General features: G+C 62.7%; 18 protein-coding genes. 9 read left to right on the plus strand and 9 right to left on the minus strand.

What is annotated here, in order from left to right; genetic code table 11:
- Window positions 1–2: 2 nt before the first annotated feature.
- Genes HXX25_RS01565 through HXX25_RS01580 form a run of 4 tightly spaced genes read right to left on the minus strand, consistent with a single transcriptional unit; the run spans window position 3 to window position 6685 of the window.
- Complete coding sequence (locus HXX25_RS01565) at window positions 3–2069, minus strand: hypothetical protein (RefSeq protein WP_187166789.1); 2067 nt, start codon at window positions 2067–2069, stop codon at window positions 3–5.
- Complete coding sequence (locus tag HXX25_RS01570) at window positions 2066–4798, minus strand: DUF4159 domain-containing protein (RefSeq protein WP_187166790.1); 2733 nt, start codon at window positions 4796–4798, stop codon at window positions 2066–2068. Before HXX25_RS01570 ends, HXX25_RS01565 begins: the two co-directional genes overlap by 4 nt.
- Complete coding sequence (locus HXX25_RS01575; RefSeq protein WP_187166791.1) at window positions 4799–5695, minus strand: DUF58 domain-containing protein; 897 nt, start codon at window positions 5693–5695, stop codon at window positions 4799–4801.
- Between the two features lie 15 nt (window positions 5696–5710).
- Window positions 5711–6685 carry a MoxR family ATPase gene (locus tag HXX25_RS01580; protein WP_187167712.1) on the minus strand — a complete coding sequence of 325 codons (975 nt, stop codon included), beginning with the start codon at window positions 6683–6685 and terminating at the stop codon, window positions 5711–5713.
- A gap of 185 nt (window positions 6686–6870) precedes the next feature.
- Between HXX25_RS01580 and HXX25_RS01585 the strand changes: the two genes are divergently transcribed.
- The 4 genes from HXX25_RS01585 to HXX25_RS01600 are packed head-to-tail and all read left to right on the plus strand — an operon-like array spanning window position 6871 to window position 9638.
- The gene (locus tag HXX25_RS01585) at window positions 6871–7449 is read left to right on the plus strand and encodes a DUF1285 domain-containing protein (RefSeq protein ID WP_233346783.1); all 579 of its coding nucleotides are present in this window, start codon (window positions 6871–6873) and stop codon (window positions 7447–7449) included.
- Window positions 7446–8066, plus strand: a complete 621-nt coding sequence (locus HXX25_RS01590) for a CoA pyrophosphatase (protein ID WP_187166792.1) — start codon at window positions 7446–7448, stop codon at window positions 8064–8066. Before HXX25_RS01585 ends, HXX25_RS01590 begins: the two co-directional genes overlap by 4 nt.
- Window positions 8063–8461: a DUF6111 family protein gene (locus HXX25_RS01595; RefSeq protein WP_187166793.1), complete on the plus strand. Its 399-nt coding sequence runs from the start codon at window positions 8063–8065 to the stop codon at window positions 8459–8461. The genes HXX25_RS01590 and HXX25_RS01595 overlap by 4 nt, the downstream gene beginning before the upstream one ends.
- On the plus strand, window positions 8433–9638 hold the full coding sequence (locus tag HXX25_RS01600; protein ID WP_233346785.1) for a CCA tRNA nucleotidyltransferase: 1206 nt from the start codon (window positions 8433–8435) through the stop codon (window positions 9636–9638). Before HXX25_RS01595 ends, HXX25_RS01600 begins: the two co-directional genes overlap by 29 nt.
- Here the strand turns inward: HXX25_RS01600 and HXX25_RS01605 are convergent.
- The 5 genes from HXX25_RS01605 to HXX25_RS01625 form a co-directional block, all read right to left on the minus strand.
- A complete protein-coding gene (locus HXX25_RS01605; protein ID WP_187166794.1) occupies window positions 9635–10345 on the minus strand; it encodes a CPBP family intramembrane glutamic endopeptidase in 711 nt (236 codons plus the stop codon). The genes HXX25_RS01600 and HXX25_RS01605 overlap by 4 nt on opposite strands.
- An 85-nt stretch (window positions 10346–10430) precedes the next feature.
- Entirely contained in the window at window positions 10431–11240 is an 810-nt protein-coding gene (locus HXX25_RS01610) for an AraC family transcriptional regulator (protein ID WP_187166795.1), read from the minus strand.
- 54 nt (window positions 11241–11294) lie between these two features.
- Window positions 11295–11750 carry a hypothetical protein gene (locus HXX25_RS01615; RefSeq protein WP_187166796.1) on the minus strand — a complete coding sequence of 152 codons (456 nt, stop codon included), beginning with the start codon at window positions 11748–11750 and terminating at the stop codon, window positions 11295–11297.
- Window positions 11741–12640 (minus strand): oxygen-dependent coproporphyrinogen oxidase, encoded by a 900-nt coding sequence (gene hemF, locus HXX25_RS01620; protein WP_233346788.1) that lies wholly within the window; start codon window positions 12638–12640, stop codon window positions 11741–11743. Before hemF ends, HXX25_RS01615 begins: the two co-directional genes overlap by 10 nt.
- Window positions 12641–12722: 82 nt before the next feature.
- Window positions 12723–13175 (minus strand): tRNA (cytidine(34)-2'-O)-methyltransferase, encoded by a 453-nt coding sequence (locus HXX25_RS01625; protein WP_187166797.1) that lies wholly within the window; start codon window positions 13173–13175, stop codon window positions 12723–12725.
- 174 nt (window positions 13176–13349) lie between these two features.
- On the opposite strand from HXX25_RS01625, the gene petA reads away from it, so the two are divergent.
- The 5 genes from petA to HXX25_RS01650 all read left to right on the plus strand — a co-directional run bounded on the left by petA (window position 13350) and on the right by HXX25_RS01650 (window position 17775).
- Complete coding sequence (petA, locus tag HXX25_RS01630) at window positions 13350–13952, plus strand: ubiquinol-cytochrome c reductase iron-sulfur subunit (protein ID WP_233346789.1); 603 nt, start codon at window positions 13350–13352, stop codon at window positions 13950–13952.
- Window positions 13949–15244, plus strand: coding sequence for a cytochrome b/b6 (locus tag HXX25_RS01635; protein ID WP_187166798.1), 1296 nt, complete (start codon window positions 13949–13951; stop codon window positions 15242–15244). The genes petA and HXX25_RS01635 overlap by 4 nt, the downstream gene beginning before the upstream one ends.
- A 15-nt stretch (window positions 15245–15259) precedes the next feature.
- Window positions 15260–16087, plus strand: coding sequence for a cytochrome c1 (locus HXX25_RS01640; protein ID WP_187166799.1), 828 nt, complete (start codon window positions 15260–15262; stop codon window positions 16085–16087).
- Between the two features lie 81 nt (window positions 16088–16168).
- Window positions 16169–17041 (plus strand): S-methyl-5'-thioadenosine phosphorylase, encoded by an 873-nt coding sequence (locus tag HXX25_RS01645; protein WP_187166800.1) that lies wholly within the window; start codon window positions 16169–16171, stop codon window positions 17039–17041.
- 11 nt (window positions 17042–17052) lie between these two features.
- Window positions 17053–17775, plus strand: a complete 723-nt coding sequence (locus HXX25_RS01650) for a hypothetical protein (protein ID WP_187166801.1) — start codon at window positions 17053–17055, stop codon at window positions 17773–17775.
- The last annotated feature ends 46 nt before the right edge of the window (window positions 17776–17821 follow it).

The raw sequence follows: 17821 nt of genomic DNA on the forward strand, positions 1-17821 counted from the left end.
GGCTATTGACCTTCGCGCCGCCAACCCCAGCCCAGAGCCGCTATTATCAGCAGCAGAATGGGCAAAGCAGGCAGAAGCGGGGTGCGTTCCGCTCCGCGTACAATGTAGCGCTCATTGCGTTGCAACCCGTACCAGTTGCGTCCGGCGGCATCCGTGCCGGCCCGTACCCGCCGCATCCCCGGCAAGTCCGGCTGTTCGCCGGTGCCCAGCGTATAGCTGCCACCGCCTGTTGCCCGGACCAGCGGTTGAAGCACTTCACGCGTCGGCCGCAGATTGGCGTATTCCAGCGGGTTCAGTGGGCCAAGGGCCGCCACAGCGGTCAGTTCGCCCGAGCGCAACCGCACCAGACCGGATTGCTCATTGGCTTCGGTGGTCGCGGTAAACCGTCCCGGCTCTCCGGCAGAGGCCATGTCCAGCGTCTCGGTGCGGCCAGAGGGCCATTCCAGTTCCAGCGGCGGCGGTGCATCGGCCAAAGTGGTGCGATCCGCGACAAGCTGGCCATTGAAGGCACTTGCGGACAGACGCTCTTCGTCCAGCTCCGGCTCGCCCATCAGCCAGTGGGCGACGCGGCGGAACATTTCGCCATGCGGACCACCGCCCTGATAGCCGCGCGCCCAGAGCCAGCTCTGGTCCGACAAAAGGATGGCGGTGCGGCCCTGACCGGCGCGGGCCAGCACCAGCAATGGCCCGCCATCAGGCGCTTGCAACAGGGTTTCACCGCCCAGCACCGAGGCATCAATCCGGCGGAACCATTCGCCCCACGGATCTTCGCCTTCGGCAGGTGCCAGATTCGCGGTTACCGGGTGACGGGCACCCTGTTCGGTGATTTCCGGACGATAGGCACCGGTGGCAATCACGCCGGTCGGGCGCGCCGGCAGGACGGCCGCCAGCGGCGAGCGATAGATGGAGGTCGCCTGTCCGAACGGCGGGCCGGCGGTGACCAGCAAGGCCCCGCCATTATCCACATATCGCGCGATATAGTCGAAATAGAGCGGCGGCATGAGCTGGCGGCGGCGATAGCGGTCGAAAATCACCAGATCAAACTCTTCCAGACGCTCCTCGAACAATTCGCGGGTCGGGAAGGGGATCAGGGATAATTCATCGACGGGTGTTGAATCCACCGCTTCGGGCGGGCGCAGAATGGTGAAATGCACCAGATCGACCGACGGATCGGATTTCAGGAGATCGCGCCAGGTGCGGGCGCCATTATGCGGCTCGCCGGTCACTAGCAGAACACGCAACCGGTCGCGCACGCCGGTGACAGAAACCGCCGCGCGGTTATTGATCAGCGAGAGCTCTTCGCGCCCTGGCTCGACCTCGATCTCGATGACATTCGCACCCCGATGCTCGATCGGAGCTGTAACGGTCGTATCCGTGCCGATGGTGATGCGCGCTGTCTGCGGCTCGCCGCCATCGACGCGGAAGGTCAGCGTCGCCGTGCCGGTCATGGCGTCATCCTCGACCCGAATGACGAATTCGGCCGGTGCGTTGACGAGGCCATAGCGGGGCGCTTCGACAATCACCAGACGCCGGTCGCCGCTATCCGGATCGCCGGTCAGCAGGTGATGGACCGGTGCCCCGATATCCAGCGCGCCGGCGTCCTCGGGCATATCGTGAACCCGCCCGTCCGAGGCCATGACAATGCCGGCCAGACGATCGCGCGGAATACCGGCGAGGGCGGCTTGCATGGCGTCCAGCGCCAGTGTGCCGTTCTCGTCATTGCCGATTTCCGCCTCGACCAGATCCAGTTCCGGATCGGCTTCCGCGCGCGCTCTCAGATCGGCAAGAGCGGCATCGGCCGCTTCACGGCGGCCGGGAATATCCATGGAATCCGAGCGGTCAATGATGGCCAGCGCGATATCGGGCAAGGCTTCACGTTCTTCCTCGACGAGCGACGGATTCATCAGAACCGCCGAGATCAGCAGAACAGAGAGGCTACGCCACAACCAGCCATTCAGGCGGCGGATCGCTCCCACACCGGTAATGACCAGCGCAAATGCCGCCAGCGAGCCAATCGCCCAGACCGGAATCAGGGGCGCAAAGTCGAGCGTGGTGGCCGCGACACTCATTGGCCCAGCCTTTCCAGCAGCGCCGGGATATGGACCTGATCTGCCTTGTAATTGCCGGTCAGCGCATACATGGCGAGATTCATGCCGAAGCGCCGCGCCATTTCGCGTTCGCGCTCCCCGCCTTCAACGGGATAGAGCGTCTGGCCTGTGGCGTCGGTGGCCCAGGCGGAGGCCCAGTCATTCGATCCGATCACCACGCCCGAAGCACCATCCCGCGAAGCGCCGTCGGGGTCTGCTTCGACCCAGACCGGGCCGCCACTGATACGGCCGGGAAAGTCCTGCAACAGATAAAAGGACCGCGTCAGAACATGATCCGGATCAATGCGGGCCAGAGCCGGAACGTCGACGGCCTCCAGCAGACGCGCAAGGCCGGCATGCGGCGCACCGGCGCGGGTGGCGGCAATGTCGGCATCCTGCGTATCGAAAATGATCAGACCGCCGGACTGGATATAGCGCGAGACCCGTGCGGCCGCCTCGTCGGACAAGGGTGGAGAATTCTGCAAGACCGGCCAGTAGATCACCGGGAAGAAAACCAGCTCGTTTTCCTCCACATTCACCGCCATCGGTTCCTGCGGCTCCATCGCACTACGGCGGGTGATCTCACGGCTGATGCCGAACAGACCCGCGCGGCTGCGGGCATCAACGTCGCGATTGCCGGTGATGACGTAGGCAAAGCGCAGATCGAGCGCGGCATCCATTTCAAAACTGTCGAGATATACCGCCTCTTGCGCATTGGCCTGTGGCATGAACCAGGCAAGGCCCAGTACGGCGATCAGCGCGGCGACAGCGCCGCCGCGGCGCGGCAGACGCAAACGGGGCAAACGTCCGGCCAGGGCGAGGCCGATAACCGCATCAATCGCTAGCAGGAAAAGCGCCAGCGCCAGCAAGGGGCCGGCAAAGCGGCGTTCGGCAGGGGCCTCCAGATTGGCGAAGGTCACGCCGGGCAAAGATCGCGGCAAGGCCGTAATGTCATCTCCGGCGCGCAGCACATTCAGCGCGGCACTGGCCGCGCCCAGACGGTAAATGCCGGGCGGTGTGACGGCACTGGCGCGCGTATCCGTCCAGCTTTGCGCGGGGACCGGGCGCGCGGAGACGGGCGGGTTGGACAGGCGGCCTTCGCCATCCAGAGCGCGGTCGATGACATAGGCACCACTGCCCGACGGCGTCGCTGATCCGCCCTGCGCCAGCGCGGATATCCGCCGCAGCATACGGGGGAAGAGCCCTGTCAGTGGCAGATCCGACCATTCCGGCCCCGCCGTGACATGGAACAGAACGACCCAGCCTTCACCCTGACGCATGGCGGTGACCAGCGGTGTGCCGTCTTCCAGCCTCGCCCAGACACGATCTGCCGACGCGGTGCCCGGCTCGGCCAGGACCTGGCTGGAGACGGTGGCTTCGGGCGGGACGGTCAGACCGGCAAAGGGCGAATCCGCCGCAAAGGGCGCGAGCGATTGCGGTTCTTCCCATGACAGGGCGCTGCCGAAATTGCGGCCGCCCTGACGCAGCTGGACCGGCAGCAAATCATCGGGCCGGGCGGCCAGGCGCGGCCCGGCGAAGCGGATCAGCAATCCGCCCGAATTTACAAAGTCGAGCACACGCGCATCATCCGTGCGGGCCGCATCGACCATGATCAGGGCTGAAACATTGTTGGCGAGCAGACCGTCAAGGTCATCGCGGCGCGCTTCGGTAAAGGGTTCTATCGCGCGCATGATATAGTGCAGGTCGGACAGGAGCGGTTGGCCATCTTCGCTGGCCGCATCAATGACGCCGACGCGCGGACGGCGCCAGGCATCATCGGTCAACTGGGTTCCACCGGCAGAGACCTGCCCCTCGATGCGGATCGCGGCCACACGATTGCGCAAATCCAGTGGCAATTCGATATCGGCGCGGGCCCGGGTGACGCTGGCCTCCATTTCAACGCTGGTGCGGGCAACGGCCCGGCCATCGCCGGCGGTGGCGACGAGAGATACGGTGCGTGGCAGGTCGGCATCAATGCGCATCACGTCCACGGCAAAACCGTTGGGCGTGGCAATCGGCGCGCCCAGCGCGACCGGGGAGCGGCCGGGGCCCGGCAGAATAGCGGTGACCTGTCCCAGTGGATCCAGAATACGGGCAAGGCTGGCTGAGCCCGCAGTGTCGATGCCATCAGTAATCCAGACAATCTGCAGATTGTCCGACAGCCCGCCGGCATCAACCGCTGCATCAATGCGTCCGGCCGTCAGTTCACGATTGGGCGGCCATGCCTCTACGTCCACACCTTCAAGATGGCGGCGCGCAGCATCGGGATCGCTCAAGACCAGCTCGGCATCCGGCGAGGCATCGGCGGTAAAGACAATCGCCGCTGTGCGGCCGTTTTCTTCCGCCAGATCCAGCCGGTAATTGGCCTCGCGCACCATGTCGCGCCAGGCCGGCGCCGACGCCCAGCCATTGTCCACGACCAGAAGCAGCGGACGGTCGGTTTCCACGTCAGCTGCCGGCTGCCAGACCGGACGGGCCAGCGCGATGATCACGAGCGCGGCCAGTAGCAGGCGGAAAACGATCAGCCACCAGGGCGCATGATGCGGGGTTTCGGCATCGTCCGGCGCGTCTTTCAACAGGCGCAAAGGTGGAAAAATCGCCCGGCGCGGCGGGGGCGGTGTGGCGCGCAGCAGCCGCCAGAGAATCGGCAGCGTCAGAAGGCCGATCAGGGCCAGCGGCGCGGCAAAGGCGAGGGGACCGAGTGCAAACATCTAGATTTCCCTTGCCAGCGCGCGATAGAGCGCCAGTACGGCTTGTGTCGCCGGACGGTCGGTGCGGTGGGTGACCAGCGTCCAGCCATAGGAGCGCGCCAGATCAGCCAGCCGGTCGCCATGCTCCTGCCAGCGCGCGCGATAGGCTTTGCGGGCCTCCTCGGCGCGGCCAAAGAGCAAGCTCTCGCTATCATCCGTGGATTCAAAACGGGTGCGGCCCTTGAACGGAAAATCTTCCTCCATCGGATCGATGATGCGTAGCATCGCCCCGCCCGCTTGCAGGGCCGCATAGCGTGACAGGCGTGCGCGCCAGGTTTCGACGGGATCGAGAAAATCACTGGCCAGCACGACGCGCCCATATCGGCCAATGGGGGCAGATTCAACCGACGACAAACTGCCCGGCCCGGTGCCGAGGCGGATTGATGTTCGCTCCAGCCCCATTTCACCGCCCCGGGCGCGCGCGCTTTCGCCCAGCGCGGCAATACGTTCGCCGCCGCGAGACAGCAGCGCCGCCATGGCGATCATGCACACGGCGGCCCGGTCTTTCTTCCGCGGCAGATCGCGCGATGATCCGAAATCCATCGTGGAGGACCCATCGCGCCACAGCCAGACCGTATTGGCCGCTTCCTGCTCGTTCTCGCGGACATAAAGCTCCGAGGACTTGGCCGACATGCGCCAGTCCACCGCCTGCGCCCCATCTTCGGCGCGGTGGTGGCGATATTCCCAGAAGGTTTCGCCGGTCCCGCGCTTGCGCTGTCCATGGACGCCCATGACGACGCTGGATGCGATCCGCTCGGCTTCGGCGACCAGCTCGCCAAACGGCGCAGCCGCAGCTTCACCGGCCTGACGCAGGTCAGCCGCACGTTTTGCGGTGTCACGGGCAAAGGGCGAGCGCATCGGCGCGGATGTCCTCTAGGCGGCTTTGATGGCGAGACGGGAAATCAGTGATTCCAGTGTCAGACCGTCGGCGCGCGCCGCGAATGAGAGGGCCATACGGTGTTTCAGGACCGGCTCGGCCAGAGCGGCGACATCTTCCGTCGACGGGGCCAGACGCCCCTGCAACAGGGCGCGCGCCCGCACCGCGAGCATCAGGGCCTGACCGGCGCGTGGTCCCGGACCCCAGGACACGCCGTTGATGACATCCTTGTCATCGCTTTCATCCGGGCGGGCCAGATGGACCAGATCGAGGATGGCATCGACGACTTTTTCGCCGACCGGCATCCGGCGCACCAGAGCCTGAAGGTCGAGAATTTCGGCCGGCGACAGCACGGCCTCGGCCCGGCTTTCAGACGAGCCGGTCGTGGCCAGGAGGATTTCGCGCTCATCGCCGCGATCCGGATAGGGAATGTCGACGCGCAGAAGGAAACGGTCGAGCTGGGCTTCCGGCAGCGGATAGGTGCCTTCCTGCTCGATCGGGTTTTGCGTGGCCAGAACATGGAAAGGTTCCGGCAGGTCATAACGCTGTCCGGCGACCGTCACGTGATGTTCCTGCATGGCCTGCAGAAGCGCGGCCTGGGTGCGCGGGCTGGCGCGGTTGATTTCATCCGCCATCAGCAGACGGCAGAAGACCGGCCCCTGGATGAAGCGGAAGGAGCGTTTGCCGCCCGTGCCTTCTTCCAGAACTTCGGAGCCGAGAATATCGGCGGGCATCAGATCCGGCGTGAACTGGATCCGCTTGGTATCCAGCCCGGTCGCAATGGCGAGGGTTTCCACCAGCTTTGTCTTGGCCAGACCCGGCGCGCCCACAAGAAGCGCGTGACCGCCGGAGAGAATGGCGGCGAGACACAATTCGATCTGGTCTTCCAGACCGTAGATGACCTTGCCGATGGACGCGCGCGTTGCTGCAAGGCGTTCCGTAGCAATATCAGCCGCTTCGACCACATCCATTGTCGCCAGAGACGGCGCTTTCGGAGCCGCCGCCTTGCGCGGTTTGCTGGCCGTTGTCGGCTTTTTTGCAGGACTTGCCGGTTTTTTCGCCAAGGTAATCTCCCTAAATCCCTGTATGAACTAGCGCACGGCTTCGACCGGTCACGTTTGTTGGTGAAGAATGACAATGCATAAACGGAGTGTCCATGCCCGGCGACCATACAACACCTGATCTGATGCAGTCGCTGCTGAAAGCAGCCGAATCATCCGGTGACGGATATCCGCCCGTCGAGAAATGGAATCCCAACCATTGCGATACAATGGATATGGTGATCCGCCGCGATGGCAGCTGGTGGCATGAAGGACGTCGCATCACCCGGGAGCGTCTCGTAAAGCTGTTTGCGCGTATCTTGCGAAAAGATGACGATGGCGTTCATTATCTCGTAACGCCGGTCGAAAAGCAGGCGGTACAGGTCGAGGCCGCGCCCTTTGTGGCAGTGCGTGTCGACCGCGGCGAAGAGGCCGGACAGCCGGTGCTGCTATTCACGACAAATCTGGGGGATGTGGTGGCTGCAGGCCCCGATCATCCCATTCGCGTCGAAACCGATCCGGAAACAGGTGAGCCGGAACCCTTCATCCTGATCCGCGGACGCCTGGAAGCGCTGATCAACCGCCCGGCCTTCTACGAACTGGTCGCGACGGCGGAGATTCGCGAGGCCGGAGGCAAAAAGACCTTGTATGCCCGGTCCAGAGGCGAGGATTTCGAACTGGGCCGGGCCGAATGACGCCGCAGTCCATTCTTGATCTTCTGGACGCGAAACTCGACCACCCTGACCGCCCGGCCAACACCGCGGCGCGCGGCGATGGCGATCTGGATGGGCGGATCATTCCCTCCGGGGCACAACTGAATCAGGCGGCCGTTCTGGCGCCGCTTATCCTGCATGACGGGCCGCCGCGCTTCCTGTTTACGGTGCGCGCCGCGCATCTGACCAAGCATGCCGGCCAGATATCCTTTCCGGGCGGACGCCGCGAACCGGGCGAAACCTTGGCGCAAACCGCCTTGCGGGAAACACAGGAAGAAATCGGCATCGGCCCGGAATACATTGATATTCTGGGCTGTTTCGACCCGTATGAAACAGTCACGGCCTATCAGGTCACGCCTTTTGTCGGCGTGGTAAAGCCCGGATATACGGTCACGCCGGATCATCAAGAGGTATCCGCGGTGTTCGAAACCCCCTTTGATTTTCTCATGAATGCGGCGAATCATGAGCGTCATGAAATGGAATTTCGCGGGAAGATGCGTCGCTTCTGGGCGATGCCATACCGGGACCACTATATCTGGGGGGCAACAGCGGGAATGTTGAAGGCGCTTCACGACCGGCTGTTTGGAGACACGCAATGATCAGACTGGCTTTCCTGGAGCTTCTGCTCTTCACCTCGCCCTTCATCCTGTTCGCCCTGTGGCGATTGTCGATGAAGGCAACTGAAGAGGTCGTGGATCACAAGCCGGCCCCGACCCTCATTCTGTCGGCCATCGGCGGATTCCTTGCCGCTGCGGGCTTTGTTTTTCTGGTGCTGACATCGCATGCCGGCGATTCCGGGCACACCACCTATGTGCCGCCGCGCCTGAGCGATGGGACCATCAATCGCGCCGAATTCAACAATAATCCGGGCGAGCCTCCGCAACAGGACACCCGCAATTTTGGTGAGCCGTCTAACCATACGGTGACGCGCGATCTCGACGAGGGCGCAGAGGATGAGGACGAGGATGATGGCGGTTCGCCTCAACCCCGCTGATCATGACTGGATGACGGCACCTGCCACGCGGCGGGTAATGTCCGCCCTGGATGCCGCGGCAGCGGGCGGATCGCGCTTTGTGGGTGGCAGCGTCCGCAATGCCCTGTTGGGCGAGCCGGTCGCCGATATAGATATCGCCACCATTCTCACACCCGAGGCCGCACAAGCCGCGCTGGAAGCCGCCGGCATTGCCGTGCATCCGACCGGTATCGAGCATGGCACGCTGACGGCGGTGGCCGATCATCATCCCTTTGAAGTCACAACCCTTCGCCGCGATGTCTCGACCGATGGCCGCCGTGCCACCGTCTCCTTTACAACAGACTGGGCGGAAGATGCGGCGCGCCGCGATTTCCGGATCAATGCGCTTTATGCCGGCATGACCGGCGAGATTTTCGACTATGTTGGCGGGATTGCAGACATTCCGGATCGCAGGATTGTCTTTATCGGCAAGGCCGAAGACCGGATCGCGGAAGATTATCTGCGGATTTTGCGCTTCTTCCGGTTTTACGCCCGCTACGGGCAGGGCGAGCCGGACGCTGATGCCGTGCGGGCCTGCACAGCGATGACAGACGGTTTGGCGCAGCTTTCGGCAGAGCGGGTCTCGGCGGAGACGAAAAAACTCCTCGCTGCGCCGGATCCGGTGTCCGCCCTCCGCCTGATGGCCGAAACCGGCGTATCGGCGGCCCTGTTTGGTGGCATGGGTGACGCGGAACGCGTCGAGCGGCTTGTGAGGCTCGGTGCAGACGATCCGCTGATCCGGTTTTCCGGCTGGATGGGCGAGCGGGCGGCCGGCCTGATCACACAGCTGAAACTGTCTAATGCCGAAGCCCTGCGTCTGAGGAAAAAGTCGGACCCGGATCTGTCCCGGAACATTATGGACAAATGGCCCGTCCGCGCTGAGCTGGAAAAGCTGGTTTATCGCCATGGTAATCAGGCCGTGGCTGACCAGCTTTTTCTGATCTTCTCCGCGCCGGAAGAACCGCCCGAGGGTTGGGGCGGGGCGATTGCGCATGCGCTGTCATTTGACGCGCCGGTCTTTCCGCTCACCGGTGCCGATCTGAAGCGGGCGGGTATCGCCGCCGGGCCGGAGATGGGCGACACGCTACGGCGTCTGGAGGAAGCCTGGATCGACAGCCGTTTCCGGCTGTCGAAGGCGGATTTGCTCAACCTGATCTAGACGTCCAGATCCAGATACATCGCCGTGAAGCCGAGCGTATCGACGGCACCATGGGCAATGATCAGCGGCCAGATATTCCGCTTGTAGAGAATATAAAGCGTGCCAATGGTGAGACCGATCATGCCGGTCACCACAAGGCCGCGAAAGCCCTGATAATACATGTGCGCGACACCAAACCCGACGGCTGGAATGATCACGGCCAGCGGCAGCGCCCATTTCGCATGCGGCAGCAAGGCCTCGACACGGTTGATCATATAACCGCGAAAGAAGACTTCCTCGCCAAAGCCAGCGCTCACCCAGGCAATCGCCAGCCAGAGCAGATAGACGGGCAGATTGCCGACGATATTGCCCCAGCGATCCTCGACGCCGGTCATGGTTTCGTCGGTCGTCCAGAGCCCCAGCGCATCTCCGGCGAAAGCCGTGCCGGCACCCAGCCCGATGATGGCGACAATACCCAGAAGGGCTTGCGGTGCGAGCAGGGCCCAAGATTTCCAGCCCGGCAGTTTGCGCAGGCCGAATCCGGCCCAGCTTTCGCGATGGCGCCAGGTAAAAAACCCGATGGCGATAAAGGTGCAGAGGAGAGAAAGCGGCCCGGCAAATTTCCAGATGACCTGATCGAAGACGAGTTTCGACCCGACCAGAACGGCCAGAACGATGAGCACTTCAATCACGAGGGACAAGCGGGTACGGGAGGCGGCAGTCGACATGGCAATTCACCTGTTCAGGAGGTTGTTATGTCCTGTCAGTGTGGCCGATGGGGAAAGCCGTTTCTTGAACGATCGTGCGGCCGCCTCAGTGAACCAGCGCCTGCCAGGCTTTCGGCGTGATGCCGAAGGCCTTCTTGAAGTCGCGGGTCAGATGGCTCTGGTCGGCAAACCCCGTCGCATAGGCAGTGTCAGCCAGCGAACCCGGTTCGCGAAGCATGGCGCGCGCGCGATCCAGCCGGCGTAGCTGGCCAAAGCGATAGGGGCTGGTGCCGAACAGGGCGCGGAAATCCCGGCTGAGTTGCCAGCGATTCTGGCCGGTCAGCGCTTCCAGCTCATCCAGGCTGATCGTCCGATCGGGAGTCTCGATAATGAAATGTCGCGCCATGTGCGCGGCGGCCGCATCCGCGATGGAGGCTGAACCGGCCGCGCCGCTGGCGGCCAGCATGGCCTCGGCCAGATCGGCCAGTGCCGCCTCGAACTCGGCGGCGGTGAGCGGGGCCGCCATGTCGGACAGGAGCGGCGCGATCACGTCAATCAGCCGCTCATCCCGCGTCACACCGCCTTCGATGAAGGGCAGGACGCGCCCGTTTAGAGCCAGCTGCAATGCGGCGGGGTCGATGGAGATACCGCGATAGTGAAACCCCGCCTCCGTTCCGGCGCGGCCATCATGCTTTTCATCCGGATGCAGGACCACCAGCTCGCCGGGATGCGAGACCCGCATTTCACCGCGATAATCGAAACACTGGATACCCGCGCAGGTGAGGGCAAAGACATAGGTGTCGTGCCGATGCGGCGCATAGGCGCGATTCCGGACGCGGATATCCACTCGTGCCGGAGGGATATAGCGGTCGGACGCCGATGTCGGGATCAGGCCCTCATCCATGATTTTGCGCATGTCTCATGGTCAGAAGATGCGTGGACGCGGATATCGGATGCGTTACGGCTGCAATCAGGCCGGCTGCCGGTGCGGCTGTGCCAGCACCCAGAAGACCAGAGCCGCTGCGCCACCGCCCAGTGTCGAGGCGATTTCCCGGATCGGCGATGGCAATTGCGACAGCAGGATGATGTCCGGCAAGAGCGGGACGAGAAAGCTCAGTCCGTATCCGACAATCAGGCCGAGAAGCACAATGGACCAGAGCTGAAGCAGGCCGACCTGGCCCAGACCCCACAATATCGCAGTGCCCAGCGGGAAAACCAGCGCTGCCATGATCGGCGTGGCGAAAAAGACGTACATCAGCACGAACATGATGATGCCGTACGTGTCCGGCACGCCGCCGGTTTCGGCAAATTGCAAACCGGCAGCAATGGTGGCGCCGAGCATGACGCCCGCCGCCACAAAGCTGGCGCCAAACAGACCCGTAATGATTTTTCCAGCAGCGGGTCGTGTCGTTTCGGTCAGGGCCATTTAGCCTCCGGTGGCATGGACGACAGGATGGATTTCACATTGCCACCTGTTTCGAGTCCGAATTTTGTACCACGGTCATATAGCAAGTTAAACTCGGCATAGCGGCCCCGGCGGATCAATTGCTCCTCGCGGTCTGCCGCCGTCCAGGGTGTCGCCATGCGGGTCCGGACAATCTTCGGATAGACGGCCAGAAAAGCCCGTCCGACATCCTGCGTGAAGGCGAAATCCGCCGCCCAGTCGCCGGTATCATGCCGGTCGTAGAAAATGCCGCCAACGCCGCGCGGCTCATTGCGGTGCTTCAGCCAGAAATATTCCTCGCACCATTTGTCAAAGCGGTCGTGGAAATCATCGCCATGCTGGTCACAGACCGTCTTGCAGGCCGCATGAAAGGTCACGGCATCTTCAAAGGATTTATCGCGCTGATAATCCTGCGTCGGATTGAGATCCATGCCACCGCCAAACCAGCCCTTCGTCGTCGCGATGAAGCGCGTATTCATGTGAACGGCAGGGACATGGGGATTGTGCATATGCGCAATCAGCGAAATCCCGGACGCCCAGAAGCGGGGGTCTTCTTCAGCGCCCGGTATCTGCTTGGCAAATTCCGGCGAGAATTCGCCATAGACGGTCGAGCAATGCACGCCGACTTTTTCAAACAGCCGGCCCTTCATGATCGAGGCGACACCGCCGCCCTGATCGGATGAACCATCGCCGCGCGACCAGGCCTCGCGTTCGAACCGGCCCGGCGTGCCGGGGTAGAGATCGGCGGGTGCTTCATCCTCCAGGCGTTCGAACTCGGCGCAGATTTCATCGCGCAGTGCTTCGAACCAGCCCTTGGCGGTCGCTTTTTCCGTTTTCAGTGCCATGGCGGGGGTCTCCGAACCGTCCAGCATTGTCGTTATCCTTTCGTGGCTGAATATGGCCGCGAATAAAACCCTACTTGCGCTGTGGGAAAATGAGGCGCGCCGCCGCGCGTCAGCCTGACGCAGCCGAAATCTGGCGCATCGCCTCGGCGAGGGCGATCCCGGCACTCATCGCCACATTCAGCGAGCGGGTTTCGGGGCGGATCGGGATGAAGACGCGCGCATCGGCATCATCATGCACAGAATCGGGCACGCCGGCGCTTTCCCGGCCGAAAACCAGCTGATCGTTGGGCTGGAAAGAAAAATCCCACAACGACGACGCCGCTTTTGTTGTGAACAAAACCATGCGTCCATTGCCGCGATGCGTCCGCCAGGCCGCATACGAATCATGCCGCTGAAAGTCAGCCAGTGGGGCATAATCCAGCGCTGCACGGCGCATGGCCTTGTCATTCAGCGGGAAGGCGCAGGGCTCGATCACGTCAAGCCCGGCACCAAAACAGGCGGCCAGCCTGATCGAGGCACCGAGGTTTTGCGGAATATCTGGTTGAAAAAATACGATCCGCATTTTAAGCCGCGCTGGATGCGGGTTTGGGGACATGCGGCGGGATGCCGCTTCGCCTCCATTCCCGATACGAGTTAAGTGACGCGGTGATGCCTTTGTTGGGCAATCCGCGTCAAGCGGGGTAATCCGGTTGCGTCCGCAGCCGGACTGTAAGGCAAGATAATCAAGAGGTCGGCCGTGACAGACCAAACCACCGAAGAACCGACACGCCGGGACTTCATCTATATCGTCGCCGGGGGCGCAGCTGCTATTGGCGGTGCGATGACCATCTGGCCATTCATTCACCAGATGAACCCGGCTGCGGATACGCTGGCCCTGGGCTCTATCCGCAAGGATATCTCCAGCCTCGGCGTTGGCCAGGAAATCACCGTCATGTTCCGCGGTGGCCCGGTCTTCATCCGGCGCCGGACGGAAGCCGAGATCGCCGAAGCGCGCGCTGTCGAACTCGACCGCCTGCCGGATGATCTCGCCCGCAATGAAAATTTGCCGGAAAGCGCCTCTGCCGCTGACGCGAACCGGGTGCTCAACCCGGAATTCCTGATCGTCAAAGGCAATTGTACGCACCTTGGCTGTGTGCCGGTCGGCAATGGCGCGGGCGATTATGATGGCTGGTTCTGCCCCTGCCACGGCTCGCACTATGACGCGTCGGCCCGTATCCGCCGCGGCCCGGCCCCGGAAAATCTGCCGGTTCCCGCCTACATTTTCGAGAATGAGGGCGCTGTTGTGAAACTCGGGGCTTCTTCGGATGAAGTTGCCACGGCCGGATGGAGCGTCGCATGAGCCATCAGTCTACCTATGTCCCGCAGACCGGCATCGAGAAATGGCTTGATGCCCGCCTGCCAATCGTCCGTCTGGGCTACGACTCTTTCGTCGATTTCCCCACGCCGCGCAATCTGAACTACTGGTACACATTCGGCGGCATTCTGGCCGTCTTCCTCGTCATCCAGATCCTGTCAGGCGTCGTGCTGGCCATGCACTATGTGCCGCATGTCGATCACGCCTTTGACTCGGTCGAGCGTATTCGCCGCGACGTGAATTATGGCTGGTTGATCCAGTCCATGCACGCCAATGGTGCGTCCTTCTTCTTCGTCGCGGTCTATCTGCACATGTTCCGGGGCCTCTATTACGGTTCGTACAAGGCGCCGCGCGAAGTGCTCTGGATCCTCGGTGTGGTCATCTACCTGCTGATGATGGCTGCCGCTTTCATGGGCTATGTGCTGCCCTGGGGTCAGATGTCCTATTGGGGCGCGACCGTGATCACCAACCTCGTCGGCGCGCTGCCGGTTGTGGGTGAGGGTATCCGCGAATGGCTGTGGGGCGATTTTGCCGTGGGCAATGCCACGCTGAACCGCTTCTTCTCGCTGCACTATCTCATTCCCTTCCTGATCGCGGGTCTTGTGATCCTGCACATCTGGGCGCTGCACGTGCCGGGCAATAACAATCCGACCGGCGTCGAGGTGAAGGGCAAGGGCGATACCCTGCCTTTCCACCCGTATTACACGGTGAAGGATGGCTTCGCGATTGTCGTCTTCCTGATGATATTCGCCGGCTTTGTCTTCTACCTGCCGAATGTGCTGGGTCATGCCGACAACTCCATCGAGGCCAACCCGCTGGTCACGCCTGCGCATATCGTGCCGGAATGGTATTTCCTGCCCTTCTACGCCATCCTGAGGGCCGTCACCTTTGATATCGGTCCGATCAGCGCCAAGCTCGGCGGTGTGCTGGCCATGTTCGGTGCTATCGGTGTGCTTTTCGTCCTGCCCTGGCTGGACGGATCACCGGTCAAGTCCATGCGCTATCGTCCGATTGCCAAATGGTGCTTCCTGATCTTCGTGATCGCCTGCTTCGGCCTTGGCTGGTGCGGGGCGGAGAATCCGGACAATATGGTGTTCGAATTCGGCGGTGTCGGCATGCCTTTCGTGGTGCTGTCGCAAATCCTCACCGCGTATTACTTTGCCTACTTCCTCGTCATTCTTCCGGTGCTCGGCTTTATCGAGAAACCGAAGGAAAGACCGGAAAGTATCGAAGCCTCCGTATTGGGTAATAAACCCACTGCGGCGCCGGCGGAATAGGACAGGAGAGACACGATGAAACGCTTTATCGCGACCCTTGCTGCCCTCGCCGCACTCGCCTCTCCGGCTCTCGCCGCCGAAGGCGAAACCCACGCGCCAGAGCCCTACGACTTCTCATGGGAAGGCCCGTTCGGGAGGTTTGATGACCGTCAGCTGCAACGCGGCTTTCAGGTCTATCAGGAGGTCTGTGCCTCCTGTCACTCCATGGACCTGCTCAGCTTCCGCAATCTGGGTCAGCCGGGTGGACCGTTCGAATTCCTGCCGGATCCGGAACACGAGGGCGAGCTGATCAGCTTTGCCAACCCGAACGACAATCCGGTCGTCATGTCTATCGCCAGTGGCTACACCTACACCGAGATTGATCTGGAAACCGGTGAGGAAATGGACCGCGCCGGCATTCCGGCCGACCGCTTCCCGAACCCCTATGCCAACCCGGCACAGGCGGCTGCGTCCAATGGCGGCGCTTTGCCGCCGGACTTTTCGGTGATCGTGAAGGCTCGCTCGGGCGGCGCGGAATATATCCGCTCCCTGCTTCTGGGCTATGATTACGAAGTGCCGGAAGATGTCACGCTCCTGCCCGGACAGCACTACAACCCATACTTCGCGGGCGGTGTGCTGGCCATGGGCCCGCAATTGTTTGACGGGGCGGTCTCCTATGCGGACGATACGCCGCAAACGGCCGAACAGTATGCGACCGACGTCGCCGCCTTTCTGGCCTGGGCCTCGGACCCGCACATGGAACAGCGCAAGAGCATGGGCCTCGGTGTCATGATTTTCCTGCTGATCTTCTCGATCCTGATGTGGCTTGCCTATCGTCAGGTCTGGGCGAACGTAAAACACTAGGCGTTTTTGACGCCGAATGGATCAAGGCCGCAGCCCGCGCTGCGGCCTTTTTCTTTTGGCAGAAGCCGGTAAATACAATCCATGACCCATTGGAAATTCGGCATCATTGGCGGCTCCGGCCTGTATGATCTTCCGGGACTCACAGACGTCTCGCACCGGGTGGTAGAGACCCCTTGGGGCGCGCCGTCGGACGCGCTGACAACCGGCACGCTGAACGGCGTGGATATCGTCTTCCTGCCGCGGCACGGGCGAGGGCATCGCATCCCGCCGCACGACATCAATTACCGCGCCAATATTGCCGCCCTGAAGATGGCAGGCTGTAGCGATATCATCTCGATCTCGGCCTGCGGCTCGTTAAAGGCCGAGCTGCCACCCGGACGCTTTGTCGTCGTGGATCAGTATATCGACCGCACAAGATCGCGCGCCAATTCCTTCTTCGACACGGGATGCGCCGCGCACGTCTCCATCGCCGAGCCGGTCTGTCACCGTCTGGCCGCGCTCGCGGCAGAGGCCGCAGAGGCCGCAGGTGCGCCCGTCACGCGCGGCGGCACCTATCTGGCCATGGAAGGTCCGCAATTTTCCAGCCGCGCGGAGAGCGCGCTCTATCGCAGCTGGGGATGTGATGTCATCGGCATGACCAACATGCCCGAAGCCCGCCTCGCCCGCGAAGCCGAACTGCCCTACGCCTCCATCGCCATGGTCACCGATTATGACAGCTGGAAGGTGGACGAGGCCGCCGTGGACGTGCCCGCCGTCCTCGCCGTGATGAGGCAAAATGCCGACCTGGCTCAGCTGACTATTGCCCGGCTGACGGATATGGTGTCCGATAGGGATCGAACGCCCTCGCCGCAGGGGATCGAGACGGGTCTGGATACAGCGATCATAACGCCGCCGGACGCCCGCGACCCCGAACTGGTCCGGAAACTGAAGGCCATAGCGGGGCGCGTTCTCTAGGGGGTGGTAGCGTGTTTCGAATTGCTTTGTGTGTTCTGTTTCTGGTGACGTCGGCGGCCCGGGCCACCGATTCCCTGCCTGTGCCGCGCCAACTGGCGGAAAATGCCTCGGCCTCTGTGGTCGATGTCATCTGCCGCGTTGGCGTGACCAATCGCGGGTCGCGCAGCCGCGGCGTGCTGGTCGCCGGTGGCAGCCATGAGCGGCGCGCGGAAGTCATCATCACCACAGGTCATGGCGTGCGCTATTACAACAGTGCCGATCCGCGCCAGTGCTGGATCCTCGATTCAAGCGGCCAGCGGCACGACATCATCTCCGTCATCCGGCCGCAGGGCATGAATTCCTCCTTCGACGACTGGGCGATTATCCTGACCGAAGATGATTTCGCCCATCCGGAATGGCGCTTGCCCATTGCCTGGATGGCCGCCGACCAGACCACGCCGCGCCATGTCGCCCTGCTGGGGCGCGATCATTTGTCGACGGACTGCACGCTGATGCAGAGCGACCGGCTCTCGGATGGCGGCGAGCTCGTGCGCCTGCATGATTGCGGCTCTCGTCACGGCCTGTCCGGCGCGCCCATCCTGACGCTGGAAGACGGCCGCCTGTCGGTGATCGGCGTCAATGCCGGCCGCGTCACCGGCTTTGACGGCCAGTCCATTGCCGTGGTCTTCGACGGCGGGCTGATCGCCGCGACATTGGAAGGCACGCTGCTGCGCGCCAGTGAAGGCGCACGCTAGACGCCGCCGGGCTGGCCCTCTAATCCTTTGAGCCTGTTTTCGGGAG

This window comes from Hyphobacterium sp. CCMP332 (assembly GCF_014323565.1).
Lineage (GTDB): Bacteria > Pseudomonadota > Alphaproteobacteria > Caulobacterales > Maricaulaceae > Hyphobacterium.

What these genes read in the sequence shown, in the direction of transcription:
- HXX25_RS01565 (WP_187166789.1), bottom strand. Translation starts at nt 2,069, where the DNA reads ATGAGTGTCGCGGCCACCACGCTCGACTTTGCGCCCCTGATTCCGGTC.
- HXX25_RS01570 (WP_187166790.1), bottom strand. Translation starts at nt 4,798, where the DNA reads ATGTTTGCACTCGGTCCCCTCGCCTTTGCCGCGCCGCTGGCCCTGATC.
- HXX25_RS01575 (WP_187166791.1), bottom strand. Translation starts at nt 5,695, where the DNA reads ATGCGCTCGCCCTTTGCCCGTGACACCGCAAAACGTGCGGCTGACCTG.
- HXX25_RS01580 (WP_187167712.1), bottom strand. Translation starts at nt 6,685, where the DNA reads ATGGATGTGGTCGAAGCGGCTGATATTGCTACGGAACGCCTTGCAGCA.
- HXX25_RS01585 (WP_233346783.1), top strand. Translation starts at nt 6,871, where the DNA reads ATGCCCGGCGACCATACAACACCTGATCTGATGCAGTCGCTGCTGAAA.
- HXX25_RS01590 (WP_187166792.1), top strand. Translation starts at nt 7,446, where the DNA reads ATGACGCCGCAGTCCATTCTTGATCTTCTGGACGCGAAACTCGACCAC.
- HXX25_RS01595 (WP_187166793.1), top strand. Translation starts at nt 8,063, where the DNA reads ATGATCAGACTGGCTTTCCTGGAGCTTCTGCTCTTCACCTCGCCCTTC.
- HXX25_RS01600 (WP_233346785.1), top strand. Translation starts at nt 8,433, where the DNA reads ATGATGGCGGTTCGCCTCAACCCCGCTGATCATGACTGGATGACGGCA.
- HXX25_RS01605 (WP_187166794.1), bottom strand. Translation starts at nt 10,345, where the DNA reads ATGTCGACTGCCGCCTCCCGTACCCGCTTGTCCCTCGTGATTGAAGTG.
- HXX25_RS01610 (WP_187166795.1), bottom strand. Translation starts at nt 11,240, where the DNA reads ATGCGCAAAATCATGGATGAGGGCCTGATCCCGACATCGGCGTCCGAC.
- HXX25_RS01615 (WP_187166796.1), bottom strand. Translation starts at nt 11,750, where the DNA reads ATGGCCCTGACCGAAACGACACGACCCGCTGCTGGAAAAATCATTACG.
- hemF (WP_233346788.1), bottom strand. Translation starts at nt 12,640, where the DNA reads ATGCTGGACGGTTCGGAGACCCCCGCCATGGCACTGAAAACGGAAAAA.
- HXX25_RS01625 (WP_187166797.1), bottom strand. Translation starts at nt 13,175, where the DNA reads ATGCGGATCGTATTTTTTCAACCAGATATTCCGCAAAACCTCGGTGCC.
- HXX25_RS01635 (WP_187166798.1), top strand. Translation starts at nt 13,949, where the DNA reads ATGAGCCATCAGTCTACCTATGTCCCGCAGACCGGCATCGAGAAATGG.
- HXX25_RS01640 (WP_187166799.1), top strand. Translation starts at nt 15,260, where the DNA reads ATGAAACGCTTTATCGCGACCCTTGCTGCCCTCGCCGCACTCGCCTCT.
- HXX25_RS01645 (WP_187166800.1), top strand. Translation starts at nt 16,169, where the DNA reads ATGACCCATTGGAAATTCGGCATCATTGGCGGCTCCGGCCTGTATGAT.